The following is a 26,326-nucleotide window of genomic DNA, read 5'->3' on the forward strand; positions in this document are numbered from 1 at the left end:
CTGCGCGCACTTCGTGTCGCTTCGCCAACCCCCTCGCCGGGGGCAATGCCTGCGGCCCGGCAGAGCCGGTTCCGCGCTAGCAGGTACTCCCCCAGGCTCCGCGCACTTCGTGTCGCTTCGCCAACCCCCTCGCCGGGGGCAATGCCTGCGGCCCGGCAGAGCCGGTTCCGCGGCATTCCCCGAATGAATCCGGACGAGCGGGCTCAGTCGATCTCGAGCTTGCGTCCATAGACGCTCATGCTGGCGGTCTTCAGCGCTTTCATCATGACCTTGGCGGCGGGTGACAGCAGCCGGTCGGTGCGCGTGATGATGCCGAAGGCGTCCATGTGGCAGGGCATGTCCAGCGGCAGCAGCGACACGATGCCGTGCGCGGCGTAGTAGCGCGCCACGTCGGTTGCCAGCACCGCCACCATGTCGCTCTGCTGCAGCATGCGCGTGATGAAGAGCAGCGCCGAACTCTCGATGGTGTTGGTCGGCGGCGCGAGGCCTTCCTCCTGGAACATCAGCTCGAAGCGGTGGCGCAGCACGCTCCCCGCGGGCGGCACGATCCAGCCCGCGCTCACCACGTCGCGCAGCGTGAGGCCGCTCACCCCCAGCAGCGCATGGCCGGGCCGCACCAGCGCACACACCGGTTCCTCGGTCAGCGCCTCGTAGCGCAGCTGCGACTTGTCGTGCTCGGCGAACAGCCGCGCCACCAGGATGTCGAGCTTGCCCTGCTCGAGCCGCTCGATCAGCACCGGGCTGGTCTCGATCTCCAACGACACGCGCAGGTCGGGCTGCTCGCGCTTCACCATGGCCACGGCCGGCGGCATCAGCGTGAGGCCCGGCGCGGTGATGGCACCCACGTTCACCTGCCCGAAGCGGCCGGACTTCAGCGCGGTGAGCTCGTCGTGCGCCTGGTTCAGGCTGGCGAGGGCCACGCGCGCGTGACGGATCATCGTCTCGCCGTACCAGGTCGGGCGCATGCCGCGCGGCAGCCGCTCGAACAGCGGCACCTCCAGCACGTCCTCCAGGTCCTTCAGCAGCTTGGAGGCTGCCGGCTGCGTCATGTTGAGCACCTGCGCGGCGCGATGGATGTTGCCTTCCTCGGCCAGCGCCACCAGCAGCAGGAGCTGGCGGGTCTTGAGGCGCGCGCGGATGAACCAGTGGTTGTAGTTGGTCATTTCTCTTGGAACCAATGTCTGATCGGGTTTTCCAGAATGTGGCGATCGATATGCATTTTGCGCAAAAAACGATTGGATCGATATCAAAACACTTTCTAGACTGCCTGCACATCCAGAACAACAGAGACAAGGGCCACGCCACGGTGATTCACGGCGAGATCCATCAGAACGTGCGGCAGTACATCAATGGCCGCTGGGAAACCAGCGCGACCACCGGTGTGAGCGCCAATCCCTCGGACACCAGCGAAGTGGTGGCCGAGTACGCACGGGCGGATCGCCGCCAGGCCGAGTTCGCCATCCGGGCGGCCACCGAGGCCTTTCCGCACTGGAGCCACAGCACGCCGCAGCGGCGCGCCGACGTGCTCGACCGCATCGGCGCCGAGCTGCTCGCCCGCAAGGACGACCTGGGCCTGCTGCTGGCGCGCGAAGAGGGCAAGACACTGCCCGAGGCGGTGGCCGAGGTCGCGCGTGCCGGCCAGGTCTTCAAGTTCTTCGCGGGTGAGGCGCTTCGTGGCGGGGCGGGCGGCGGCGGTGGCGAGAACATCGCCTCGGTGCGCGCGGGCGTGCAGGTCGACGTTACGCGAGAGCCGGTCGGCGTGGTCGGGCTCATCACGCCGTGGAACTCGCCTTTCGTCATTCCGGCCTGGAAGATCGCGCCCGCGCTGGCCCACGGCAACAGCGTGGTGTTCAAGCCGGCCGAGCTCGTGCCGGCCTGCGGCTGGGCGCTGGCCGAGATCATCAGCCGCGCCGCCCTGCCGGCCGGCGCCTTCAATCTCGTGATGGGCAGCGGCCGCGAGGTGGGGCAGGCGTTGGTCGACAGCGCGCTCGTCGATGCGCTGAGCTTCACGGGTTCGGCCGCCAACGGCGAGCGCGTGCTGCAGGCGGCGGCCTCGCGCCGCGCCAAGGTGCAGTTGGAAACCGGCGGCAAGAACGCGCTGGTGGTGCTGGCCGACGCCGACCTCGACCGCGCGGTCGACTGCGCGGTGCAGGGCGCCTACTTCTCGGCCGGGCAGCGGTGCACCGCATCGAGCCGGCTCATCGTCGAGGCCGCGGTGCACGACGCCTTCGTCGCGAAGCTGCGCCAGCGCCTGAAGGAGCTGAAGATCGGCCATGCGCTGGAGCGCGGCATGGACATCGGCCCGGTGGCCGACGAGGAACGCCTGGCGCAGAACCTGGCGTGGGTCGGCATCGCGCGCGAGGAGGGCGCGGAGCACGTGTGGGGCGGCGAGGCGCTGCAGCGCGCCACCGCCGGCCACTACATGAGCCCCGCGCTGTTCCTGGCCAGGCCGGAGCACCGCATCGCGCGCGAGGAAATCTTCGGCCCGCTGGCCTGCGTGCTGCGCGCCGGCGACTACGACGAGGCGCTGGCGCTGTGCAACGACACGCCCTTCGGCCTGTGCGCGGGCATCTGCACCAACTCGCTGAAGCATGCCATGCACTTCAGGCGCCATGCCGTGGTCGGCATGACGATGGTCAATCTGCCGACCGCGGGGGTGGACTTCCACGTGCCCTTCGGCGGCCGCAAGGGGTCGGGCTACGGGCCGCGCGAACAAGGGCGCCACGCCGCGGAGTTCTACACGACGGTGAAGACCGGCTACATGCTGGCCTGACCCGCAGCCAACGGTTCTCGAACGGTTCCCAACAAGCAAGTCAACAGAAGGAGACATCCCATGACCATGAATCGCCGCACCCTCAACACCGCGCTCGCCGCTGCCGCCCTGAGCGGCCTGCTGCCCGTGTCCGCCCTTGCGCAGAAGAAGCTCGTGCTGGGCTTCGCGCAGGTCGGCGCCGAAAGCGAATGGCGCACCGCCAACACCGAGTCGATCAAGTCGTCCGCCAAGGACGCGGGCATCGAGCTGAAGTTCTCCGACGCGCAGCAGAAGCAGGAGAACCAGATCAAGGCCATCCGCTCGTACATCGCGCAGAAGGTCGATGTGATCGCGTTCTCGCCGGTGGTCGAGTCGGGCTGGGAGACGGTGCTGCGCGAGGCCAAGGCCGCGAAGATTCCGGTGGTGCTGACCGACCGCTCCGTCAACACCAAGGACGACTCGCTCTACGTGACCTTCATGGGCTCCGACTTCACCGAGGAAGGCCGCAAGGCCGGCCGCTGGCTGGTCGAGAAGATGAAGGACCAGAAGGGCGAGGTGAACATCGTCGAGCTGCAGGGCACCGTGGGCTCGGCGCCCGCCATCGACCGCAAGAAGGGCTTCGAGGAAATCATCAAGGCCGACCCGAAGTTCAAGATCATCCGCTCGCAGACCGGCGACTTCACGCGCGCCAAGGGCAAGGAAGTGATGGAAGCCTTCCTGAAGGCCGAGGGCAAGAAGATCAACGTGCTCTACGCGCACAACGACGACATGGCCATCGGCGCGATCCAGGCTATCGAGGAGGCGGGCCTGAAGCCGGCCAAGGACATCACCATCATCTCGATCGACGGGGTGAAGGGCGCCTTCGAAGCCATGATCGCCGGCAAGCTCAACGTGTCGGTCGAATGCAGCCCGCTGCTCGGCCCGCAGCTCATGCAGGCGGTGAAGGACATCAAGGACGGCAAGACGCTGCCCAAGCGCATCGTCACGGTGGAAAGCATCTTCCCGATGGAAGTGGCCGCCAAGGAATTCCCTAACCGAAAGTACTGAGTACACCCCCAGGCTGCGCGCACTTCGTGTCGCTTCGCCAACCCCCTCGCCGGGGGCGACACCTGCGGCCCGGCGGAGCCGGTTCCGCGGTGTCCCTTGAAAGAGACCGCGCCCCACCAAAGACAAACGGAGTTCATCGCATCATGAAACGCAACTTCCTCAAGGCCTCGCTGGCAGGCGCGGCACTGGCCATCGTCGGCTTCGCGCCGTTGGCCCACGCGCAGGACAAGGGCCTGATCGCCATCTCCATGCCGACCAAGTCGTCGGCGCGCTGGATCGCCGACGGCGCCAACATGGTCAAGTACTTCAAGGAGAAGGGCTACAAGACCGACCTGCAGTACGCCGACGACGACATTCCGAACCAGCTCGCGCAGATCGAGAACATGGTGACCAAGGGCTCGAAGGTGCTGGTGATCGCGGCCATCGACGGCACCACGCTGTCCGATGTGCTGCAGAAGGCGGCCGACAAGGGCGTGAAGGTCATCGCGTACGACCGGCTCATCAAGGGCTCGAAGAACGTCGACTACTACGCCACCTTCGACAACTTCCAGGTCGGCGTGCTGCAGGCGCAGTCGATCGAGAAGGCGCTCGACCTGAAGGGTGGCAAGGGTCCGTTCAACATCGAGCTGTTCGGCGGCTCCCCTGACGACAACAACGCCTTCTTCTTCTACAACGGCGCGCTGTCGGTGCTCGACCCGTACATCAAGAGCGGCAAGCTCGTGGTGCGCAGCAAGCAGATGGGCATGGACAAGGTCGGCACGCTGCGCTGGGACGGCGCGGTGGCGCAGGCGCGCATGGACAACCTGCTGTCGGCCTTCTACACCAAGGACCGCGTCGACGCGGTGCTGTCGCCCTACGACGGCCTGTCGATCGGCATCCTGTCGTCGCTCAAGGGCGTGGGCTACGGCTCCGGCTCGCAGCCGATGCCCGTCGTGTCGGGCCAGGACGCCGAGGTGCCCTCGGTCAAGTCGATCCTGCGCAAGGAGCAGACCTCCACCGTGTTCAAGGACACGCGCGAGCTGGCCAAGGTGACGGTGGCCATGGTGGACGCGATGCTCTCCGGCAAGACGCCCGAGGTGAACGACACCAAGACCTACAACAACGGCATCAAGGTGGTGCCCTCGTACCTGCTGAAGCCGGTGAGCGTGGACGCGTCGAACTGGAAGACGGTGCTGGTGGACAGCGGCTACTACAAGGAAAGCCAGATCAAGTGAGCATGGACGGCAGCAGCGACGGTGCCGGCGTCATCCTCGAGATGCGCGGCATCACCAAGACCTTTCCCGGCGTGAAGGCGCTGAGCAACGTCAACCTCGGCGTGCGCGCCGGGGAGATCCACGCGGTGGTCGGCGAGAACGGCGCGGGCAAGTCGACGCTCATGAAGGTGTTGAGCGGCGTGTACCCGTGCGACTCGTACGAGGGCGAGATCCGCTTCGAGGGCGAGGTGCGGCGCTTCCGCGGCATCGCCGACAGCGAGAAGCTCGGCATCATCATCATCCACCAGGAGCTCGCGCTGGTGCCGCTGCTGTCTATCGCGGAGAACATCTTCCTGGGCAACGAGATCGCCAGCGGCGGCGTGATCGACTGGTTCGCCGCCTATGCGAAGACGCGCGAGCTGCTGGCCAAGGTGGGCCTGAAGGAGCCGCCGACCACGCTGGTGACCGACCTGGGCGTGGGCAAGCAGCAGCTGGTGGAAATAGCGAAGGCGCTGGCCAAGGAGGTGAAGCTGCTGATCCTCGACGAGCCCACCGCGAGCCTGAACGAGAAGGACAGCGACGCACTGCTCGAGCTGCTGCTGGAGCTCAAGCGCCAGGGGATCGCGTCGATCCTCATCTCGCACAAGCTCAACGAGATCGCCAAGGTGGCCGATTCGGTGACCGTGCTGCGCGATGGCGCGACGGTGGAAACCATCGACTGCCGCACGCAGCCGATCGGCGAGGACCGCATCATCCGTGGCATGGTGGGGCGCGACATGGCGCACCGCTATCCGCAGCGCTCGCCGAAGATCGGCGACACCGTGTTCGAGGTGCGCGACTGGCGCGTGCACCACGCGCTGCACGCCGACCGCGAGCAGATCAAGGGCGTGGGCCTCCACGTGCGCCGCGGCGAGATCGTCGGCATTGCAGGCCTGATGGGCGCGGGCCGCACCGAGCTGGCCATGAGCGTGTTCGGCAGGTCGTACGGCCAACGCATCAGCGGCTCGGTGTCCATGCATGGAAAGCCGGTGGATGTGAGCACCGTGCGCAAGGCCATCGACCACGGCATTGCCTACGTGACCGAGGACCGCAAGGGCCTCGGGCTGGTGCTGGAGGAAGACATCCGCAAGAACATCAGCCTGGCCAACCTCGGCGCGGTGGCCGAGTCGTCGGTGATCGACACCGGCCGCGAGTTCAAGGTGGCCAACGAATACCGCAAGGCGCTCAACATCCGCTGCTCGGGCGTCGAGCAGCCGGTGGTGAACCTTTCGGGCGGCAACCAGCAGAAGGTGGTGCTGAGCAAGTGGCTCTTCACGAAGCCCGAGCTGCTGATCCTGGACGAGCCCACGCGAGGGATCGACGTGGGCGCCAAGTACGAGATCTACACCATCATCGACCAGCTCGCGAGCGAGGGCAAAGGCATTCTCATGATCTCTTCGGAACTGCCGGAACTGCTCGGCATGTGCGACCGCATCTACGTGATGAACGAAGGGCGCTTCGTCGCCGAATTCCCGGCGGCCGAGGCCTCGCAGGAGCGGATCATGCATGCCATCGTGAGTGCGGGGAGCAGCGTGCATGTCCCGGCCTGACGTCGTCTCCACCCACGTGGCGGTCACACCGCCGAAGCTGCACGCGGGGTTCCTGAAGAACAACCTGCGCGAGTACGGCATGCTGATCTCGCTGGTCGCGATCATGGTGCTGTTCCAGGTGCTGACCGACGGCACGCTGCTGCGTCCGCTGAACCTCACCAACCTGCTGCTGCAGAACAGCTACGTGGTCATCATGGCGCTGGGCATGCTGCTGGTGATCGTGGCCGGGCACATCGACCTGTCGGTGGGCTCGGTGTGCGGCTTCATCGGCGCGCTGGCGGCGGTGCTGATGGTGGAGTACGAGTGGCACTTCGTCCCCACGGCCATCGTGAGCATCGGGGCGGGCGCGGCCATCGGCGCGGCGCAGGGCTGGTTCGTGGCGTTCCGGAAGATCCCGTCGTTCATCGTCACGCTCGCGGGCATGCTGGTGTTCAAGGGGCTCACGCTGGCGCTGCTCGCGGGGCAGTCGGTGGGTCCGTTTCCGGAAGCCTTCCAGCGGCTGAGCTCGGGCTTCATTCCCGATCCGCTGGGCGGCGCTGCGGCTGGCGGGCTGCGCACCACTTCGCTGGTCGTCGGCGCACTGGCCGCCGCGGCGCTGGTGTTCTTCAAGCTGCGCGGCCGCGCCAGGCTGGCGGCGCACGGCATGGAGCAGGAACCGTATGCCTTCTTCCTGGTGAAGAACCTGTTCTTCGCGGCCATCATCCTGTTCTTCAGCTACCTGCTGTCGACCTACAAGGGCCTGCCCAACGTGCTCATCGTGATGGCCGTGCTGATCGTGGCGTACGACTTCGTCACCAACCGCACCACCATCGGGCGGCGCATCTATGCGCTGGGCGGCAACGAGAAGGCGGCGCGGCTGTCGGGCGTGAAGACGCAGCGGCTCGCGTTCCTTACCTTCGTGAACATGGGTGCGCTCGCGGCGCTGGCCGGGCTGGTGTTCGCGGCGCGGCTCAATACCGCCACGCCCAAGGCCGGGCTGGGCTTCGAGCTCGACGTGATCGCGGCCTGCTTCATCGGCGGCGCCTCTGCCTCGGGCGGCGTGGGCAAGGTGATGGGCGCGGTGATCGGCGCCTTCATCATGGGCGTGATGAACAACGGCATGTCGATCCTGGGCATCGGCATCGACTACCAGCAGGTCATCAAGGGCCTGGTGCTGCTGGCGGCGGTGTTCATCGACGTCTACAACAAGAACAAGTAGCAGCGCATGACGGACACCACCAGCCCTCCCGTGCTCGCGCTGCGGGGCATCCACAAGCAGTTCGGCGGCATTCCGGTGCTGCGCGATGTGCAGCTGAACCTGTACCCCGGCGAGATCCATGCGCTGATGGGGCAGAACGGCGCGGGCAAGTCGACGCTCATCAAGGTGCTGACGGGCGTGCTGCCTTCCAGCGGAGGCGAGATCGCCCTGGACGGCCTGCCGATTCACCCGGCTTCGCCGCTCGACGCGCAGAAGCTGGGCATCAGCACGGTCTACCAGGAAGTGAACCTGTGCCCGAACCTGTCGGTGGCCGAGAACGTGTTCGCGGGCCGCTATCCGCGCTGTGGCCTGGCGCAGGGATTCCGCATCGACTGGGCGGCTGTGAACCGGCGCGCCGAGGAACTGCTGGCGCGCATCGGCCTGGACATCGACGTGACGCGGCTGCTGTCGAGCTACTCGGTGGCGGTGCAGCAGATGGTGGCGATCGCGCGCGCGCTCGGCGTGTCCTCGAAGGTGCTGATCCTCGACGAGCCGACCTCGAGCCTGGACGACGACGAGGTGGAAAAGCTCTTCGAAGTGCTGCGGCGCCTGCGTGGCGAAGGGCTGGCCATCGTCTTCGTGACGCACTTCCTCAACCAGATGTACGCGGTCTCGGACCGCATCACGGTGCTGCGCAACGGCGGCTGGATCGGCGAATGGCGTGCAGCGGACCTGGGGCCGCAGGCGCTGATTGCCGCGATGCTCGGGCGCGAACTGGCGGCGCAGTCTGCGCGGCCGGCGGTCTTGCCCGCATTCGATGAAGCGGCGCCGGCGTTGCTGCAGGCCGAAGGACTGGGGCAGGCCGGCCAGTTGCAGGCGACCGACCTGCGCGTGCGCGCCGGCGAGGTCGTCGGCATTGCGGGACTGCTGGGCGCGGGCCGCACGGAACTCGCGCGCCTGCTGTTCGGCCTCGAGACACCGGACCGCGGCGTGCTCAAGGTCGACGGGCGCTCCGTCGGCTTCTCGAACCCTGCGGATGCCATCCGCGAAGGCCTCGCGCTGTGCCCCGAGGAACGCAAGACCGACGGCATCGTCGCGGAACTGTCGGTGCGCGAGAACATCGCGCTGGCGCTGCAGGCGCGCCTCGGTGCCAAGCGCTTTCTGTCGCATGCCGAGCAGACGGAGATGGCCGAGCGCTTCGTGAAGTCGCTGGGCATCAAGACCGCGAGCGTCGAGACGCCCATCGGGCTGCTGTCGGGCGGCAACCAGCAGAAGGCGATGATCGCGCGCTGGCTCGCGACTGAACCGCGCCTGCTGATCCTGGACGAGCCCACGCGCGGCATCGACGTGGCAGCCAAGCAGGAAATCATGGAAGAGATATTGCGGCTTGCGAAGGCGGGCATGGCGGTGGTCTTCATCTCGTCGGAGATGAGCGAGGTGGTGCGCGTGGCGCACCGCATCGTGGTGCTGCGCGATCGGAAGAAGGTGGGGGAGCTGCCGGGGGGCTCTTCCGAGGACGAGGTGTACGAAATGATCGCTGCAACATGACTCTCCCCCAGTCTTCGCGCACTTCGTGTCGCTTCGCCAACCCCCTTCCGGGGGCGACACCTGCGGCCCGGCAAAGCCGGTTCCGCGGTGTCTCCCGCATCGAGAGCACGCCGACATGAACCGCTTCTCGTCCCTCATGAGCCACCGCCTGGCCTGGCCCATCGTCACATTGCTGTTGCTGCTGGCCATCAACACCGCCTTCAACGCCAGCTTCCTGCGCCTCGAATGGCGCGACGGGCATCTGTACGGCAGCCTCGTCGACATCCTCAACCGCGCGGCGCCGCTGGTGCTGGTGTCGCTCGGCATGACGCTGGTGATCGCCACGCGCGGCATCGACATCTCGGTGGGGGCCGTGGTGGCCATCGCGGCCTCGCTCGCGGCCTGGATGATCGGCGGCTCGGTGGCCAACGACGTGAGCCGCTTCCCGATGTCGCTCGCGATCCTCGCGGCCATCGGCATCGCGCTGCTGTGCGGGCTGTGGAACGGCCTGCTGGTGGCCAGGGTGGGCATGCAGCCGATCATCGCGACGCTGATCCTGATGGTGGCCGGCCGCGGCATCGCGCAGCTCATTGCCGACGGGCAGATCATCACGATCTACTACAAGCCCTTCTTCTTCCTCGGCAGCGGCTACCTGCTGGGGCTGCCCTTCTCGCTGTTCATCGCGGCGGCGGTGTTCGCGGTGCTCTACCTCGCGATCACGCGCACGGCGCTGGGGCTGTTCATCCAGGCGGTGGGCATCAACCCGACCGCGGCGCGCGTGGCCGGCGTGCAGGCCCGGCGGCTCATCGTGGGTGCCTATGCGTTCTGCGGCGCGTGCGCCGGCGTGGCGGGGCTGCTGATCAGCTCCAACGTGAAGAGCGCGGACGGCAACAACGCGGGCCAGCTCATCGAGCTCGACGCGATCCTCGCTGTGACGCTGGGTGGCACGGCGCTGACCGGCGGCCGCTTCAGCCTGGTGGGCAGCGTGATCGGCGCGCTGATCATCCAGACGCTGACGTATGCGATCTATTCGCTGGGCGTGCCGCCGGAGATCAACCTCGTGGTGAAGGCGGGCGTGGTGTTCGCGGTGATGCTGCTGCAGTCGCCGGAGTTCAGGGCTCAAGTGCGGACCCTGGTGCAGCGGCCCGCGCATGAAGGGGCGAAGGCATGAGCGCGGTGATGGATACGACAGCCTCGCCCCAGTCCTCTGCCGCACGCGGACGAGGGGGCAGGAAAGGCCTCAACCCGAAGTACCTGCCGCTGGCGGCGACCATCTCGCTGTTCGTTCTCGTGGCCACGCTGGGCTCGGTGTTCTACGACGGCTTCTTCTCGGCGCAGGTGTTCCTCAACCTGCTGATCGACAACGCGTTCCTCATCGTCGTTGCCGTGGGCATGACCTTCGTGATCCTGTCGGGCGGCATCGACCTGTCGGTGGGCTCGGTGATCGCGCTCACGACCATGGTGTCGGCCTCGCTGGTCGAGAAGCACGGCTGGAGCCCCGCCATCGTGATCCCGCTGGTGCTGGCGATGGGCACGGCCTTCGGCGCGTTCATGGGACTGCTCATCGAACGCTACCGGCTGCAGCCCTTCATCGTCACGCTGGCGGGCATGTTCCTTGCGCGCGGGCTGTGCTATCTCATCAGCATCGACTCGATCAGCATCACCAACGAGTTCTACTCGGAGGTCTCGCAGATCCGCATCCCGATCTGGGGCGAGGCCTCGGTGTCGATCAGCGCGGTGATCGCGGTGGCGGTGCTGCTGGCGGCGGTGTTCATCGCGCACTGCACGCCGTTCGGCCGCGCGGTGTATGCCATCGGCGGCAGCGAGCATTCGGCGATGCTGATGGGCCTGCCGGTGCGGCGCACGCTCATCGGCGTGTACACGCTCTCGGGTTTCTGCTCGGCGCTGGCGGGCGTGATCTTCACCTTCTACATGCTCTCGGGCTACGGCCTGCACGCGGTGGGGCTGGAGCTCGACGCCATCGCCGCCGTGGTGATCGGCGGCACGCTGCTCACCGGCGGCGTGGGCTACGTGGCGGGCACGCTGTTCGGCGTGCTGATGCTCGGGATCATCCAGACCCTCATTTCCTTCGACGGCACGCTGAGCTCGTGGTGGACCCGCATCGTCGTGGGTGCGCTGCTGTTCGTCTTCTGCCTGCTGCAACGCTTCTTCACCTCGCGCGCCCCGCGCCGCTGACCTCCCAAATGACAAAGAAACTGCGCTCGACCGAATGGTTCGGCTCGGCCGACAAGAACGGCTTCATGTACCGCAGCTGGATGAAGAACCAGGGCATTCCGGACCACGAGTTCGACGGCCGCCCGATCATCGGCATCTGCAACACCTGGTCGGAACTCACGCCGTGCAACGCGCACTTCCGAAAGATCGCCGAGCACGTGAAGCGCGGCATCTCGGAAGCGGGCGGCTTCCCGGTGGAGTTCCCCGTGTTCTCCAACGGCGAGTCGAACCTGCGCCCCACCGCGATGCTCACGCGCAACCTCGCGAGCATGGACGTGGAGGAAGCCATCCGCGGCAACCCGGTCGATGCGGTGGTGCTGCTCACCGGTTGCGACAAGACCACGCCCGCGCTGCTGATGGGCGCGGCGAGCTGCGACATCCCGGCCATCGTGGTGACCGGCGGACCGATGCTCAACGGGAAGCTCGAGGGCAGGAACATCGGCTCGGGCACGGCCGTGTGGCAGCTGCACGAATCGCTGAAGGCCGGCGAGATCAACCTGCACCAGTTCCTTTCGGCCGAGGGCGGCATGTCGCGTTCGGCGGGCACCTGCAACACCATGGGTACGGCCTCGACGATGGCCTGCATGGCCGAGGCGCTGGGCACTTCGCTGCCGCACAACGCGGCGATTCCGGCAGTGGACGCGCGGCGCTACGTGCTCGCGCAGATGTCGGGCATGCGCGCGGTGCAGATGGCACAGGAGGGGCTCACGCTCTCGAAGATCCTCACGCGCGAAGCCTTCGAGAACGCCATCCGCGTGAACGCGGCCATCGGCGGATCGACCAATGCGGTGATCCACCTGAAGGCCATCGCGGGGCGCATCGGCGTCGAGCTGGAGCTGGAAGACTGGACGCGCATCGGCAGCCATACCCCGACCATCGTCGACCTGATGCCTTCGGGCCGCTTCCTCATGGAAGAGTTCTATTACGCAGGCGGATTGCCCGCCGTGCTGCGCCGGCTCGGCGAGAACGGCCTGCTGCCGCACCCGGATGCGCTCACCGTCAACGGCCAGTCGATCTGGGACAACGTGCGCGAGGCGCCGAGCTTCGACGACGAGGTGATCCGCCCGCTGGACAACCCGCTCATTGCCGACGGCGGCATCCGCATCCTGCGCGGCAACCTCTCGCCGCGCGGCGCGGTACTCAAGCCCTCGGCCGCAACGCCCGAGTTGCTGAAGCACCGCGGACGCGCCGTGGTGTTCGAGAACCTCGAGCACTACAAGGAACGCATCGTCGACGAGGACCTCGACATCGACGCGAGCTGCGTGATGGTGCTGAAGAACTGCGGCCCCAAGGGCTACCCCGGCATGGCCGAGGTCGGCAACATGGGGCTGCCGCCGAAGCTGCTGCGCCAGGGCGTGAAGGACATGGTGCGCATCTCCGATGCGCGCATGAGCGGCACGGCCTACGGCACGGTGGTGCTGCACGTCGCACCCGAAGCCGCCGACGGCGGGCCGCTGGCGGCGGTGCGCGACGGTGACTGGATCGAGCTCGATTGCGATGCGGGCCGGCTGCATCTGGACATCAGCGACGAAGAGCTCGCATCGCGCCTCGCGTCGCTGTCGAGCACCGATGCACAGCCCATGAGCACACGCGGCGGTGGCTACCAGAAGCTCTACGTCAACCACGTGCTGCAGGCCGACGAAGGCTGCGACTTCGACTTTCTCGTCGGCTGCCGCGGCGCGGCCGTTCCCCGCCATTCACACTGATGACTGATTCATTGAAGCCATGACCCCCAGATACCGCGGCATCTTCCCGGTGGTGCCGACCACCTTCACCGAACAGGGCGCGCTCGACATCGAGAGCCAGAAGCGCTGCGTCGACTTCATGATCGATGCGGGTTCCGATGGCCTCTGCATCCTCGCGAATTTCTCGGAGCAGTTCGTGCTGTCCGATGACGAGCGAGAGGTGCTGACGCGCAGCATCCTCGAACACGTCAAGGGCCGCGTGCCGGTGATCGTGACGACCACGCACTACAGCACCAAGGTCTGCGCCGAACGCAGCCGCCGCGCGCAGGACATGGGCGCGGCGATGCTGATGGTGATGCCGCCGTACCACGGAGCAACCTTTCGCGTGCCGGAGCCGCAGATCTACGAGTTCTATGCGCGGCTGTCGGACGCGGTGAGCATCCCCATCATGATCCAGGACGCACCGGCCAGCGGCACGGTGCTGTCGGCGCCGTTCCTCGCACGCATGGCCAAAGAGATCGAGCAGGTCGCGTATTTCAAGATCGAGACGCCCGGCGCGGCGTCGAAGCTGCGCGAGCTGATCCGCCTCGGCGGCGATGCCATCGAAGGGCCGTGGGACGGCGAGGAAGCCATCACGCTGATGCCCGACCTCGATGCCGGTGCGACAGGATCGATGACCGGCGGCGGCTACCCCGACGGCATCCGGCCGATCATCGAGGCGCACCGCGCGGGCGACCGCGACAAGGCCTTCGCGCTCTATCAGCAGTGGCTGCCGCTCATCAACTACGAGAACCGGCAGGCCGGCCTGCTGGCCTGCAAGTCGCTCATGAAGGAGGGCGGCGTGATCGCCTGCGAGGCGCCCCGGCATCCGCTGCCGGCGATGCACCCCGAGACGCGCGCCGGGCTGATCGAGACGGCGAAGCGGCTCGACCCGCTGGTGCTGCGCTGGGGTCGGTAGCCGGGAGCGCGAGCTCGCTGTCGGCGACGAAGTAGGGTGCGAGCAGTTCGGTCAGCCAGTTCATCACAGCGAGCACGCGCGGCGCGAGCTGCCGCCGGTTGACGTACACCAGCGACACCGGCATGGGGCGCGCGGTGAACGCCGGCATCACCTGCACCAGCGAGCCCTCGGCAAAGCAGGGCCGCAGGCCGCCGACCGGAGCCTGGATGAGACCGAGCCCCGCGATGGCCGCCGCGTTGTACGCGTCGGTGCCGTTCACCGTGACCAGGGAGCGCATCGGCTGCATGCGGTAGCGGCCCTGGGCCGCATCGAAGTATTCCCAGCCCGCGTCGTTCGGCGAGAGGGTCTGCGCGAAGTGCACGATGCGGTGCGAGGCGAGATCGGCCAGCGTGCGCGGCGTGCCGTGCGCCTGCAGGTAGGCCGGGCTCGCGGCATTGGCCATGCGCATGAAGCCAAGGGGCCGCGCGACCAGTTCGGAGTCGCCCAGCACGCCCACGCGCAGCACGCAGTCGAAGCCCTCGTTCACCAGGTCGACATGGCGGTCGGTGGTGCTGATGCCGATTTCCAGCGCGGGGTGCAGCGCGAGGAATTCGGGCAGGCGCGGAATGACGATGTCGCGCGCCACGGTCGCGGGCAGGTCGATGCGCAACCTGCCGGTCAGGCCGCCGGCGCCGGCGCGAAACATGCCGGCCAGCTGCTCGCCTTCCGCCAGGTAGTCCTTGCAGCGCTCGAGGAAGCGCTGGCCGTCTTCGGTGAGGCGCACGCTGCGGGTGGTTCGCTGCAGCAGCCGCGTACCGAGCCGGTCTTCGAGCTGCTGCACCGCCACCGAGGTGCGCGCGCGCGTCAGGCCGAGCTGGTCGGCGGCACGGCTGAAGCTCGCGAGTTCGGCCACCCTCGAGAAGATGCGCAGTTCTTCGATGTTCATGGCGGCGGATTGTCCTGTTTGGGGGCGACAGTGTGCTCCGGAAGACGGTATTTATCTTGCAGGCGGTAATTTTTAAAGTCGTCCCATCAACCAACCGAGGACTTCCAATGACCGCATCCACCACCCCCGGCACTCCGCGCATCGCACTCATTACCGGCGGCAGCCGCGGCCTCGGCCGCAGCGCCGCGCTGGCGCTCGCGGCCGACGGCGTCGACGTGATCCTGACCTACGTGTCGAACGAAGCCAGCGCGCAGGCGGTGGTGTCGGACATCGAGGCGATGGGGCGGCGGGCCGTCGCGCTGCGGCTCGACGTGGGCGACAGCAAGACCTTCGCGGCCTTTGCACAGGCGGTGAAGGCGGCGCTCGCGGCCACGTGGCAGCGCGAGCGCTTCGACTTCCTGGTGAACAACGCCGGCGTCGGCCTGCATGTGAACTTCGAGGACATGACGGAGGAGCAGTTCGACACGCTCTACAACATCCACTTCAAGGGCACGTACTTCCTCACGCAGAAGATGCTGCCGCTGATCAACGACGGCGGGCGCATCGTGAACGTGTCGACGGGTCTCACGCGCTTCGCCATGGCCGGGGCCTCGGCCTACGCATCGATGAAGGGCGCCGTGGAAACGCTGACGCGCTACCTCGCCAAGGAGCTCGGCGCGCGCGGCATCGCCGCGAATACGATCGCACCGGGCGCCATCGAGACGGACTTCAGCGGCGGCATGGTGCGCGACAACCCGCAGGTCAACGCGATGGTTGCCGGCTTCACGGCGCTCGGGCGCGCAGGCAAGCCCGACGACATCGGCGGTGCGATCGCGGGCTTGCTCGGAGAGGGGAATCGCTGGGTGAATGCCCAGCGCATCGAGGTGTCTGGCGGGATGCTGGTCTGAGCACCTTGCGTGCCCAGGGGTGACAGCCATCCCGTGTCGGGTATCAGCTCTTCTCGAGTTCTGAGACCTGCAGCGACAGGTCGAACAGCTTGGACTTGCTGGCGTAGTAGCGGTCGAGCCGCCATTCCTTCAGGATGTCCATGGCGAGCTGGAAGCTCTTGTAGTCCAGGCTGTACAGGGTGACCAGCTCGAAGCTGCGTTCGGACTCGAGCGCCAACACGAGTTGGGCCAGGATCTTGGCCGATTCGTTGGCCGGGTCCGTTTCGATGAATCGGCGAGCGACCTTGATGGCATTCATTGGGAAGTGTTCCTCGGTAGGCAGGGACCGAGAACTATAGCTAGCACGCGCAGGCCTTTTATGACAGTCGTGTGACAGTCAAGGGCATGGCCGAGGCCCGCCGGCAGGCTTTGCGCGAGGCATGGCAGGCGCTACCTGCCATGCCGTTGCGGCGGAGCCGGCTCAGCGGATCGGTGCAGGCATGGGCGCGATCATCGGCGCGGGCGCGCGCTCGATCGGGCGGGGCACCGGGGGCGGCATCACGACGGCGGGCCCGGGCATCACGACCGGTGCCGGCATGACGGTGGTCGTGACCGACTCGCGGATCACGCCCCCGCCCATCACGCTGCCGTCCACGGCCGCACGGGTGTTGCCCGCGCCGCCGAGCACGCGGGCCTCGCAGTCGGCGCGGTCGGCCGGTTGCTGCAGGCCGCAACGTGCGAGCGCATTGGCGCGGTAGTCGGGTGCGCTGGTCAGGCCGCCGCGCGCGGCTTCCTGACGGGCGGCACCGGCTTCGCGGATGCACGCGGCACGGTCTTGCTGGTTGTGGCCGCAGACGGCGAGTTCCTGCTGGTAGATGCCGCCGCCGTCGCCCCGGCGCGGGCCCGCGGCGGATGCGACCGTGGCGCTGGCCACGCTGCCGATGGCAAGCAGGGCGAAGATCATCGAACGTGTCTGGCTTTTCATGGTTGGCTCCTTGGCGTGACCGGAAAAAAGATGAAGTCGATGGCCCGGCTCAGCGCGCGGGCTGTGCCGGCAGGGGCGTGACGGTTTCGCGGATGACGCCGCCGCCCATCACGCTGCCCTCGGTGGTGGTGCGTGCGCCGCCCTTGATGCGCGCTTCGCACTCGGGCTGGTCGGGTCCTGGCTGCTCGCTGCAACGGGCCAGCGAATTGACCTGTCCGCGCGCCGGGCTCGGCGTGGTGAGGCCGTTGCGGCCCGCTTCCTGGCGGGCGGCGCCAGCTTCGCGCAGGCATGCGGCACGGTCTTGCTGCACGCCGTCGCAGGTGGCGCGTTCCTTCTGCATGCGGGCTTCGGAACCCGGTGCCTGTGCGCCTGCGGTCTGCGCGCCGAAGACGATGAAGCTGCCTGCCGCGCAAAGTGCAGCGGTGGAAAGAACGGAACGGACTGTTGTTGTCATGCGGGCTCCTGGTCTGGTGACGAGACGCCGCGCCCTCCGAGGTGCGCGACTGGAGCCACAGTGTGGTGCCGGCCGGGGCTGCGCCCCTGTGGGACAGCCGCACCCTTCGACCGTGCCGTACTCGCCGTTCCATGTCGGACGTATCCCGCAACCCCAGCCCCGCCTACGGCTGCCGTCCCATGTTCCCGTTCCAGAAACACCGAGGAACCGGCTTTGCCGGGCCTCCGGTGTTGCCCCCGGCAGGGGGAAGGCGAAGCGACACGAAGTGCGCGCAGCCTGGGGGCGAGTTCAGGAACACCGAGGAACCGGCTTTGCCGGGCCTCCGGTGTTGCCCCCGGCAGGGGGAAGGCGAAGCGACACGAAGTGCGCGCAGCCTGGGGGCGAGCTCAGGAACACCGAGGAACCGGCTCTGCCGGGCCTCCGGTGTTGCCCCCGGTAGGGGGAAGGAGTAGCGACACGAAGTGCGCGCAGCCTGGGGGCGAGCCCTTCTACCCCGCCGCGATGCGCTGCGCGAGGTGAGCGAGCGCTTCCTCGACCTGGTCGACCAGGATCAGCGAGAGGTCGCCCGGCTGCAGGCGCGCCAGTGCCGTGTCGATGGCCACGAACTCGCCGCGGATCTCGTCGATGTAGCGCGTGCGCGCCGCACCCTGCAGGCCCTGGCGCAGCAGCGCCATCACTTCGCCGTCGGCGCGGCCGCGCTGGGCTGCGTCCTGGTAGAGGATCACGTCGTCGAAGGCCTGGCCGAGGATGGCGGTCTGGTCGCGGATGTCGGAGTCGCGCCGGTCGCCCGCGCCGCTGATGACCACCGAGCGCTTGCGTGCCGGCATGGTGTCCACGGCCGACACCAGCGCCTTCATGGCATCGGTGTTGTGGCCGTAGTCGGCGATCACGGTGGCACCGCGGTAGTCCATGACGTTGAAGCGGCCCGGCACGCCGGCCGCGTCGTTCATGAAGCTGGCGAGGCCGCTGCGGATGGTGTCCCAGTCGAGGCCCACGGCCCATGCCGCGGCCACCGAGGCCATCACGTTGTCGACCTGGAAGCCGATGGCGCCGCCGCGCGTGATGGGCACGTCGCGCAGCGCGATGCGTTCGCGCCAGGAGCCTTCGGCGGCCACCAGCGTGTCCTGGTCGACGTACACGGTGCGCTTGCCCTGCGCGCGGTGCGTGGCCATGACCGGGTGCATGCGGTCGGCGGTGAAGAAGATCACGTGGCCGGGGCAACCCGCGGCCATGGCGGCAACATTCGGGTCGGCGGCGTTGAGCACGGCGTAGCCGTCGGCGGACACGTTGCGCACGATCACGCGCTTCAGCACGGCGAGGTCTTCCACCGTCGTGATGTAGTTCAGTCCCAGGTGGTCGCCGCTGCCGATATTGGTGACCACGGCCACCTGGCAGCGGTCGAAGCCGAGGCCTTCGCGCAGGATGCCGCCGCGCGCCACTTCGAACACGGCGGCGTCGACGTCGGGGTGCATCAGCACGTTGCGCGCGCTCTTCGGGCCGCTGCAGTCGCCGCTGTCGGTCTGGCGGCCGTCGACGTACACGCCGTCGGTGTTGGTCATGCCGGTGCGCAGGCCGCTCGATGCGAGCAGGTGGTTGATGAGGCGCGCGGTGGTGGTCTTGCCGTTGGTGCCGGTGACCGCGACCACCGGGATGCGGCCGTCGTCGCCGTGCGCGAACAGGGTGTCCATCACCGCCTCGCCGACCGCACGGCCGCGGCCGAACGAGGGCGAGATGTGCATGCGCAGGCCGGGCGCGGCGTTCACTTCGACCACGCCGCCGTGCTGCTCCTCGAGCGGACGCAGCACGTTCTCGCACACCATGTCGACGCCGCAGATGTGCAGGCCGACCATCTGCGCCGCGTCCACCGCGCGCGCCGCCACTTCGGGGTGCACGGTGTCGGTCACGTCGGTGGCGGTGCCGCCGGTCGACAGGTTCGCGTTGTTGCGCAGCACCACGCGCTGGCCCAGCGCAGGCACGCTGTCGGGCGTGAGGCCCTGCGATTCGAGCCGGCCGATGGCGATGTCGTCCAGGCGGATCTTGGTGAGCGAAGTGGCATGGCCCTCGCCGCGGCGCGGGTCGAGGTTCACGGTGTCGACCAGCTGGCGCACGGTGAGGCTGCCGTCGCCGATCACCTGCGGCGGATCGCGGCGCGCGGCGGCCACCAGGCGGTCGCCCACCACCAGCAGGCGGAAGTCGAAGCCGGGCAGGAATTTCTCGACCATCACCTCGCCGTACGCGGCGGCCGACGCGTGGGCCGCGAACAGCTCCTCGCGCGTGTTGATGTTCACGGTGACGCCCTTGCCTTGGTTGCCGTCCTGCGGTTTCACGACCACGGGCAGGCCGATCTCGTTGGCGGCGGCCCAGCCGTCCTCGGCGTCGGTCACGGGGCGGCCCAGCGGCACCGGCACGCCGGCGGCATTGAGCAGCTGCTTGGTGAGTTCCTTGTCCTGCGCGATCGACTCGGCCACGCCGCTGGTGCTGTCGACTTCGGCCGCCTGGATGCGCCGCTGCTTCGATCCCCAGCCGAACTGCACCAGGCTGCCGCGCGTGAGGCGGCGGTACGGAATGCCGCGCGCCACGGCCGCATCGACGATGGAGCCGGTGCTCGGGCCCAGGCGCTCGGATTCGTCGAGGTCCCGCAGTTCGGTGATGGCGGCTTCGGCATCGAAGGGGGTGTCGGCGTGTGCGGCGGCGATGAGCTCGTCGGCCAGTTCGAGGGCGCGCCGGCCCACGGCCTCCTCGCTGTACTGGAACACGACCTGGTAGACGCCCTCTTCCAGGGTGGCAGAGGTGTGGCCGAAGTTGACGGCGCAGCCGGCCTGGGCCTGCAGCGCGACGGCGGCGTTCTCGAGCACGTGCGCCAGCGCCAGCGGCTGGCCGAGCACCATCGGGTGCAGTTCGCCGATGGTCGGGAAGCGCGCGCGAAGGCGGTCTTCGAAACCTTCGAGCTTGCTGACGGCGTTCTCGTCGCCCTGGCAGGCGACCACGGCCTCGATGGCGGTGTGGCGGCTCCAGAGGTTGGGGCCGCGAAGGGCTCGGGTGCGGGTGACTTTCATGGGCGGCGTGCGGCTGCGTGCGTGCGGACTGGCGAGGCGGTTCAGGCCAGCTGGGGTTGAAGGGGCTGCGTTTGCGACAGCTGCAGCGAGGCGAGGGCTGCGTGCAGGTCGGCTTCAAAGGCTTCGACGCCGGCACCGATCAGGTTCAGCGGAATGCCCATGGCCCAGGCGGCGGCCACGGCGGCCAGCAGGCTCTCGAGGCTCACGCCGGCATGGGTGGCGCGCCACACGGTCAGGCGGCCCAGGCCGGGCAGGAACGATTCGCTGCTGCCGTTGGCCAGCACCACGCGGTCCTGGCGCACGAGCACGGCCTTGCCGCCGGCGGACTGGTGCGCGGTGAGCGCGGGTGCCTGCGGGTCGGCCGCATACACGATGACGGCACCGTCGCACAGCGGCGCGAGGCCGGCCACGCGCGCGTCGGCGGCGTTCAGCACGGCGGTGCCTTCGGACAGCACCACGTCGACCTGCGTGCGCAGCACCTTGACCATCTGGTCGCTCTCGGTGATGTCGTAGTCGCCCAGCGCCTCGAAACCGTCGAGGTCGGTGACGATGCCGACTTCGCAGCGGTCGTAGGGCAGGCCGTCGCGCAGGATGGTCTCGGCGCCGTTCTCGATCACCACGGCCTGCACGGCACGGTTGACCAGCAGGCGGTGGCCGGCGTCCCAGTTGGCGCTGTCGCGCGCGTCGACGCGGCGGCGTTCCAGGAACAGGCCGTCGCGGCAGGCCAGGCCGGTGTGGCGCCCGCCCAGGTTGATGAGCCAGGCCACGAGGCGCGCCAGCACGGCGGTGTCGCGCGAGCCGGCCACGCCCACCACGGGAATGCGGCCGGGCGCGTCGTTCGGGAACAGGTGGTCGCAGATGGCGCGGCCCACCGGGCGCGGCGAACCGACAGCCGGCTTCAGGTGCATCAGCAGGCCGGGGCCGGCGTTGACTTCGACGATGGCGCCGCCCTGCGGGCCCAGCGGCTTCGAGATGTCCTGCGCCACGAGGTCGATGCCCGCGATGTCGAGGCCCACCACGCGCGCGGCCAGCACGGCGGCGTGCGCGACTTCGGGATGGACCTGGTCGGTGCAGTCGTTGGCCATGTTGCCGTTGCGCTGGATCGTCACCACGCGGCCGGCGGCCGGCACGGCGTTGCCGTCGAGTTCCTGGCGCTTGAGCTCGAGCTGCAGCTTGGCGTCGGTGTCCAGCACGATCACGTCGAGCGGAAATTCCTCTTCGGCGCCGCGGCGCGGGTCGCTGTTGAGCTGCTTGTCGATCAGCTCGCGCACCGTGGCCTGGCCGTCGCCGGTCACGGTGATGATCTCGCCGCGCGCGGCGGCGACCACCTCGCCGCCCACCACCAGCAGGCGGTGCTCGTGGCCGCGGATGAAGCGCTCGACCATCACGTCGCTGCCTTCGGGCTCGGCCACCGCGTAGGCCGCCATGACTTCCTCGCGCGTGGTCAGTTCGAGCGACACGCCGCGGCCGTGGTTGGCGTCGGACGGCTTCACGACCACCGGCACGCCGATGTCCTCGGCGGCTTCCCAGGCTTCCTCGGCGCTCTCCACCACCTGGCCCTCGGGCACCGGCACGCCGCAGCTCGCGAGCAGCGACTTGGTGAGTTCCTTGTCGCTGGCGATCGATTCGCCGATGGCGCTGGTGTAGTCGGTCTCGGCGGTCCAGATGCGCTGCTGGTTGGCGCCGTAGCCCAGTTGCACGAGGTTGCCGCTGTTCAGGCGCATGTGCGGGATGCCGCGGTCGGTGGCGGCGGCCACGATGGCTGCGGTGCTCGGGCCGAGGTAGCAGTCTTCCACCTTGGCCTTGACCGCGTCGACGGCCTTCTGCACGTCGGCAGCGGTGAACGGGTCGTTGTTGATCGCGGCCATCAGCAGGCGGTGGCCTTCCGCCAGCGCCACGCGGGCGACCTGCTCGTCACGCGCGCGGAACACCATGCGGTAGACGCCGTGCTCCGAGGTGCTGCGGGTCTGCCCGAAGCCGGTCGGCATGCCGGCCAGGTTCAGCAGCTCGATGACGACATGCTCCAGCACGTGGCCCGACCAGGTGCCTTCGGTCAGGCGCTGGATGAACCCGCCGCGCTCGCCCACGCCGCAGTGGTGCTCGATGAGCGCCGGCAGCAGGCCCGTCAGGCGGTCGGTGAAACCGTCGATCTTGTTGGAGGGGTAGTCTTCCAGTTGACCCAGGTCGAGCCAGACTTCGAGCACCGGACGGTAGGTCCAGAGATTGGGGCCGCGCAAATAGTTGATGCGCAGCAGTTGGATGTCGTCGAAACGGGTCATGCAAACGTTCGATGTGCTTTGGCCGAGCACCGCGGCGCCTTCAAGCGCGCCCATGGCGATCGGTCAGAATCGGCGCCCGACGAAGGGCGCCATGACGCGGTCCATGCGGCCCGCGACGGGCAAGAGTCAAAGAAACACAATGCAACATCACGATCCTGTCGGCACCCGGGAGGGCGAAACCGAGGCGGCTTCAGCACTGCTGAAAAACCGTCTCGCAGTCGCGGAAAACGTTCTGGTAACACTGACGGTTGACCTCGACGACCAACTTCGCTTCGCCAGCGGCTTGGTCGCGCTCACTGACCGGAGGCTGATTTCACTGGCGCCGGGCGGGGAATGGCGTGAGTGGCCACTGACCGATCCGGCGCTGGAACTGCGTCTTTCCGACCATTCGGGCGTCGGAACCCTCGATCTGACGGGGCCTGCGGGCCAGCTGGGCCGCTGGCGCTACACGCTCGGCGGGCAGGTCGCCGCGTTGCGCCTGCTCAAGTTGTTCGGACAGCGAACGTCCGGTGTCGCCAAGGAGACTTCGGCCGCCATCGACCCGGCGGATGGCGAAGACGGCGCGATCGACGGCGAAATCCAGACGCCGCCCTCCACCTGGGTGCTGCTGCGCCTGGGCCGTTTCGCGGGGCCGTACCGCAAGCAGCTGATCCTCGGGTTTGTACTGACCCTGATCTCCACCGCCGCCACGCTGGTGCCGCCGTACCTGACCATCCCGCTGATGGACGACATCCTGATCCCGTTCCAGAACGGCCAGAAGATCGACACCATGCGCGTCGGCCTGTACCTGGGCGGCCTGCTGATCGCGGCGCTGGTCGGCTGGGGGCTCGGCTGGGCGCGTACCTACCTGCTGGCGCTGGTGTCCGAGCGCATCGGCGCCGACCTGCGCACCACCACCTACGAGCACCTGCTGACCCTGCCGCTGGACTATTTCGGCGGCAAGCGCACCGGCGACCTGATGGCGCGCATCGGCTCCGAGACCGACCGCATCAACGTCTTCCTGTCGCTGCACGCGCTCGACTTCGCCAACGACGTGCTGATGATCGTCATGACCGCGGTCATCCTGGTCTCCATCAACCCGCTGCTGGCGGTGGTCACGCTGGTGCCGCTGCCGTTCATCGCGTGGATGATCCACGTGGTGCGCGACCGCCTGCGCACCGGCTTCGAGAAGATCGATCGCGTCTGGTCCGAGGTGACGAACGTGCTGGCCGACACCATTCCCGGGATCCGCGTGGTCAAGGCCTTCGCGCAGGAGCGCCGCGAAGCCGAGCGCTTCCGCGTGGCCAACGCCTACAACCTGCAGGTCAACGACAAGCTCAACCGCACCTGGTCGCTGTTCACGCCGACCGTGTCGCTGCTGACCGAGATCGGCCTGCTCGTGGTCTGGGCCTTCGGCATCTGGCAGGTGGCGCGCGGCAGCATCACGGTGGGTGTGCTCACCGCCTTCATCGCCTACATCGGCCGCTTCTACACGCGGCTGGACTCCATGAGCCGCATCGTCTCGGTCACGCAGAAGGCGGCGGCGGGCGCCAAGCGCATCTTCGACATCCTCGACCACGTGAGCAACGTGCCCGAGCCGTCCAACCCGGTGAAGGTGGAGCGCGTGCAGGGCCGCATCGAGATGAGCGGGCTGGGATTCCGCTACGGCTCGCGTGCTGTCATCCACGACCTCGACCTGGTCATCGAGCCCGGCGAGATGATCGGCCTGGTGGGCCACAGCGGCTCGGGCAAGAGCACGCTGGTCAACCTGATCTGCCGCTTCTACGACGTGACCGACGGCGCCATCAAGGTCGACGGCACCGACATCCGCCGCTTCGCCGTGGCCGACTACCGCCGCCACGTGGGGCTGGTGCTGCAGGAGCCGTTCCTGTTCTTCGGCACCATCGCGCAGAACATCGCCTACGGCAAGCCCGACGCCACGCGCGAGGAGATCGTGGCCGCCGCGCGCGCCGCGCATGCGCACGACTTCATCCTGCGGCTGCCCCACGGCTACGACTCGCTGGTGGGCGAGCGCGGGCAGGGCCTGTCGGGCGGCGAGCGGCAGCGCATCAGCATCGCGCGCGCGCTGCTGATCGATCCGCGCATCCTGATCCTCGACGAGGCCACCTCGGCGGTGGACACCGAGACCGAGAAGGAGATCCAGAAGGCGCTGGACAACCTCGTGCAGGGCCGCACCACCATCGCCATCGCGCACCGCCTGTCGACGCTGCGCAAGGCCGACCGGCTCGTGGTCATGGACCGCGGCGAAGTGGTCGAGGTCGGGCCGCACGACCAGCTCATGGAGAAGCAGGGCGCCTACTGGCGGCTGTATCAGGCGCAGCTGCGCCAGGCCGACGACGCGAGCGAAGGCGCGGCCGACGAGCGCGCCGGTGCGCAGGCGCCGTTGCCCATCGTCCACGCAGCCCATCCGGCGGGGGACGCATGAAAAGCACAAAGCTCTCCCCCGGGCTGCGCGCGCTTCGTGTCGCTCCGCCTTCCCCCCGCCGGGGGCAACACCAGTGGCCCTGCAGAGCCGGTTCCACGGTGTCCAGCGAAAGGGCAATTCCATGATCGACATCGACTCCGCGTCAACGACGGCACCATCCTTCGAACTCGCGCGCGACAGCTTCGGCCGCCTCGTGCTGACCGACGCCCAGGGCGAGCGCCATGCGGGCGTCACGCCCGTGCGCGCCTTTCCGCTGAGCGCGCCCGACCGCGGCGTGTCGCTGGTGGGCAGCGAAGGCCGCGAGCTGGTCTGGATCGACGACATGGCCGGGCTGCCGGCGCCAGCCATGGCGCTGCTGCAGGAGGAACTCGCGGTGCGCGACTTCGCGCCCACGCTGCTGCAGCTGCACAAGGTGTCCAGCTTCGGCGTCCCCAGCACCTGGACCGTCAGCACCGACCGCGGCGACACCAGCTTCGTGCTCAAGGCCGAGGAGGACATCCGCCGGCTCGAAGGCGGTGCGCTTCTCATCGCGAGCACGCACGGGGTGCAGTTCAGGATTCCCGACGTGAAGGCACTCGATCGCGCGTCGCGCAAGCTGCTCGAGCGCTTCCTCTAGGGCGTGTTCACACCATTTCGGGCCGGCCAACCCGAATTCGCGACGCCAGAAGCAGTGTGAGCACGCCCTGGGCAGGAAACGCCGCGCCGGCGTTCAACGCGAGGCGAACCAGCGCAGCGCCGCCGCGCCCGCGCCCGCCGCCACGCCGCTCACCACCGCGCCCCAGGCGATGTCGATGAACGACAGCGCGAGCGGCCAGTTGCGCACCACCGCGAGGTTGGTGAGGTCGTAGGTGGCATAGCAGAAGAGACCGAACAGGCCGCCGAGCAGCGCGGCGCGCAGCACCCCTTGCTGATCGAGCCCGGGCACGATCGCGAACACCAGCAGTCCGACCGGATACGCCAGGTAGAACACCGCCGCGAAGCCCAGGCGCGGGTTCGGCGACATCAGGTCGCCCATCGCTTCCTGGTACATGCCCTTGGCCACGACGCCGAGCCAGATCATGTCGATGACCAGCAGCACCACGAAGGTGACGGCCCATGCGACGAGGTGTTTGGTGCTCATCCGAGGCATCGTATCCGCAGCCCCGGCGGCGGCTGCGAAAATCGCGCCTTTGG

The 26,326-nt window shown here is 68.2% G+C and carries 20 protein-coding genes and 1 pseudogene; 13 read left to right on the forward strand and 8 right to left on the reverse strand.

Translation table 11 applies throughout. The features are described 5' to 3' along the window. Positions 1 to 203: 203 nt before the first annotated feature. Positions 204 to 1,163, reverse strand: coding sequence for a LysR family transcriptional regulator (locus tag AACL56_RS07905; protein ID WP_339089276.1), 960 nt, complete (start codon positions 1,161 to 1,163; stop codon positions 204 to 206). A gap of 143 nt (positions 1,164 to 1,306) precedes the next feature. On the opposite strand from AACL56_RS07905, the gene AACL56_RS07910 reads away from it, so the two are divergent. From AACL56_RS07910 to AACL56_RS07955, 10 genes are all read left to right on the forward strand, one after another. Continuing rightward, a complete protein-coding gene (locus AACL56_RS07910) occupies positions 1,307 to 2,773 on the forward strand; it encodes an aldehyde dehydrogenase family protein (RefSeq protein WP_339089278.1) in 1,467 nt (488 codons plus the stop codon). Positions 2,774 to 2,833: 60 nt separating this feature from the next. Next, positions 2,834 to 3,799, forward strand: coding sequence for an ABC transporter substrate-binding protein (locus AACL56_RS07915; RefSeq protein WP_093125683.1), 966 nt, complete (start codon positions 2,834 to 2,836; stop codon positions 3,797 to 3,799). 143 nt (positions 3,800 to 3,942) lie between these two features. Beyond that, positions 3,943 to 5,013 (forward strand): multiple monosaccharide ABC transporter substrate-binding protein, encoded by a 1,071-nt coding sequence (chvE, locus tag AACL56_RS07920; protein ID WP_339089280.1) that lies wholly within the window; start codon positions 3,943 to 3,945, stop codon positions 5,011 to 5,013. Between the two features lie 2 nt (positions 5,014 to 5,015). Then, positions 5,016 to 6,581, forward strand: coding sequence for a multiple monosaccharide ABC transporter ATP-binding protein (mmsA, locus tag AACL56_RS07925; protein ID WP_339092824.1), 1,566 nt, complete (start codon positions 5,016 to 5,018; stop codon positions 6,579 to 6,581). Beyond that, the gene (gene mmsB, locus AACL56_RS07930) at positions 6,568 to 7,779 is read left to right on the forward strand and encodes a multiple monosaccharide ABC transporter permease (protein ID WP_339089282.1); all 1,212 of its coding nucleotides are present in this window, start codon (positions 6,568 to 6,570) and stop codon (positions 7,777 to 7,779) included. Before mmsA ends, mmsB begins: the two co-directional genes overlap by 14 nt. A gap of 6 nt (positions 7,780 to 7,785) precedes the next feature. After that, complete coding sequence (locus AACL56_RS07935; protein WP_339089283.1) at positions 7,786 to 9,306, forward strand: sugar ABC transporter ATP-binding protein; 1,521 nt, start codon at positions 7,786 to 7,788, stop codon at positions 9,304 to 9,306. A gap of 115 nt (positions 9,307 to 9,421) precedes the next feature. After that, positions 9,422 to 10,456 (forward strand): ABC transporter permease, encoded by a 1,035-nt coding sequence (locus AACL56_RS07940; protein ID WP_339089284.1) that lies wholly within the window; start codon positions 9,422 to 9,424, stop codon positions 10,454 to 10,456. Next, on the forward strand, positions 10,453 to 11,481 hold the full coding sequence (gene yjfF / locus AACL56_RS07945; RefSeq protein ID WP_339089285.1) for a galactofuranose ABC transporter, permease protein YjfF: 1,029 nt from the start codon (positions 10,453 to 10,455) through the stop codon (positions 11,479 to 11,481). Before AACL56_RS07940 ends, yjfF begins: the two co-directional genes overlap by 4 nt. A gap of 8 nt (positions 11,482 to 11,489) precedes the next feature. Further along, a complete protein-coding gene (locus tag AACL56_RS07950) occupies positions 11,490 to 13,226 on the forward strand; it encodes an IlvD/Edd family dehydratase (protein WP_339089286.1) in 1,737 nt (578 codons plus the stop codon). Between the two features lie 19 nt (positions 13,227 to 13,245). Continuing rightward, a complete protein-coding gene (locus AACL56_RS07955; protein ID WP_339089287.1) occupies positions 13,246 to 14,163 on the forward strand; it encodes a dihydrodipicolinate synthase family protein in 918 nt (305 codons plus the stop codon). A gap of 31 nt (positions 14,164 to 14,194) precedes the next feature. Here the strand turns inward: AACL56_RS07955 and AACL56_RS07960 are convergent. Next, positions 14,195 to 15,088, reverse strand: a pseudogene (locus tag AACL56_RS07960) (LysR family transcriptional regulator); the annotation flags it as partial. Between the two features lie 107 nt (positions 15,089 to 15,195). Here AACL56_RS07960 and AACL56_RS07965 point away from each other — a divergent pair. Then, positions 15,196 to 15,975: an SDR family NAD(P)-dependent oxidoreductase gene (locus AACL56_RS07965; RefSeq protein ID WP_339089288.1), complete on the forward strand. Its 780-nt coding sequence runs from the start codon at positions 15,196 to 15,198 to the stop codon at positions 15,973 to 15,975. 43 nt (positions 15,976 to 16,018) lie between these two features. On the opposite strand, the gene AACL56_RS07970 is transcribed toward AACL56_RS07965, so the two are convergent. The 5 genes from AACL56_RS07970 to cphA (AACL56_RS07990) form a co-directional block, all read right to left on the reverse strand. After that, positions 16,019 to 16,273 carry a hypothetical protein gene (locus tag AACL56_RS07970; protein ID WP_339089289.1) on the reverse strand — a complete coding sequence of 85 codons (255 nt, stop codon included), beginning with the start codon at positions 16,271 to 16,273 and terminating at the stop codon, positions 16,019 to 16,021. Positions 16,274 to 16,435: 162 nt separating this feature from the next. Beyond that, positions 16,436 to 16,939 carry a hypothetical protein gene (locus AACL56_RS07975; protein ID WP_339089290.1) on the reverse strand — a complete coding sequence of 168 codons (504 nt, stop codon included), beginning with the start codon at positions 16,937 to 16,939 and terminating at the stop codon, positions 16,436 to 16,438. Between the two features lie 49 nt (positions 16,940 to 16,988). Continuing rightward, positions 16,989 to 17,393, reverse strand: a complete 405-nt coding sequence (locus tag AACL56_RS07980; protein WP_339089291.1) for a hypothetical protein — start codon at positions 17,391 to 17,393, stop codon at positions 16,989 to 16,991. Between the two features lie 488 nt (positions 17,394 to 17,881). Next, positions 17,882 to 20,449, reverse strand: a complete 2,568-nt coding sequence (cphA, locus tag AACL56_RS07985; protein WP_339089292.1) for a cyanophycin synthetase — start codon at positions 20,447 to 20,449, stop codon at positions 17,882 to 17,884. A gap of 41 nt (positions 20,450 to 20,490) precedes the next feature. Then, positions 20,491 to 22,728: a cyanophycin synthetase gene (gene cphA, locus AACL56_RS07990; protein WP_339089293.1), complete on the reverse strand. Its 2,238-nt coding sequence runs from the start codon at positions 22,726 to 22,728 to the stop codon at positions 20,491 to 20,493. A gap of 139 nt (positions 22,729 to 22,867) precedes the next feature. On the opposite strand from cphA (AACL56_RS07990), the gene AACL56_RS07995 reads away from it, so the two are divergent. Then, the gene (locus AACL56_RS07995) at positions 22,868 to 25,153 is read left to right on the forward strand and encodes an ABC transporter ATP-binding protein (RefSeq protein WP_339089294.1); all 2,286 of its coding nucleotides are present in this window, start codon (positions 22,868 to 22,870) and stop codon (positions 25,151 to 25,153) included. A 121-nt stretch (positions 25,154 to 25,274) separates the two neighbouring features. Continuing rightward, the gene (locus tag AACL56_RS08000) at positions 25,275 to 25,769 is read left to right on the forward strand and encodes a DUF1854 domain-containing protein (protein ID WP_339089295.1); all 495 of its coding nucleotides are present in this window, start codon (positions 25,275 to 25,277) and stop codon (positions 25,767 to 25,769) included. Between the two features lie 93 nt (positions 25,770 to 25,862). On the opposite strand, the gene AACL56_RS08005 is transcribed toward AACL56_RS08000, so the two are convergent. Next, positions 25,863 to 26,273, reverse strand: a complete 411-nt coding sequence (locus AACL56_RS08005; protein WP_339089296.1) for a DUF2177 family protein — start codon at positions 26,271 to 26,273, stop codon at positions 25,863 to 25,865. Positions 26,274 to 26,326: the final 53 nt, after the last annotated feature.

Origin of the sequence: Variovorax paradoxus, from assembly GCF_902712855.1 — a bacterium.
Lineage (GTDB): Bacteria > Pseudomonadota > Gammaproteobacteria > Burkholderiales > Burkholderiaceae_C > Variovorax > Variovorax paradoxus_Q.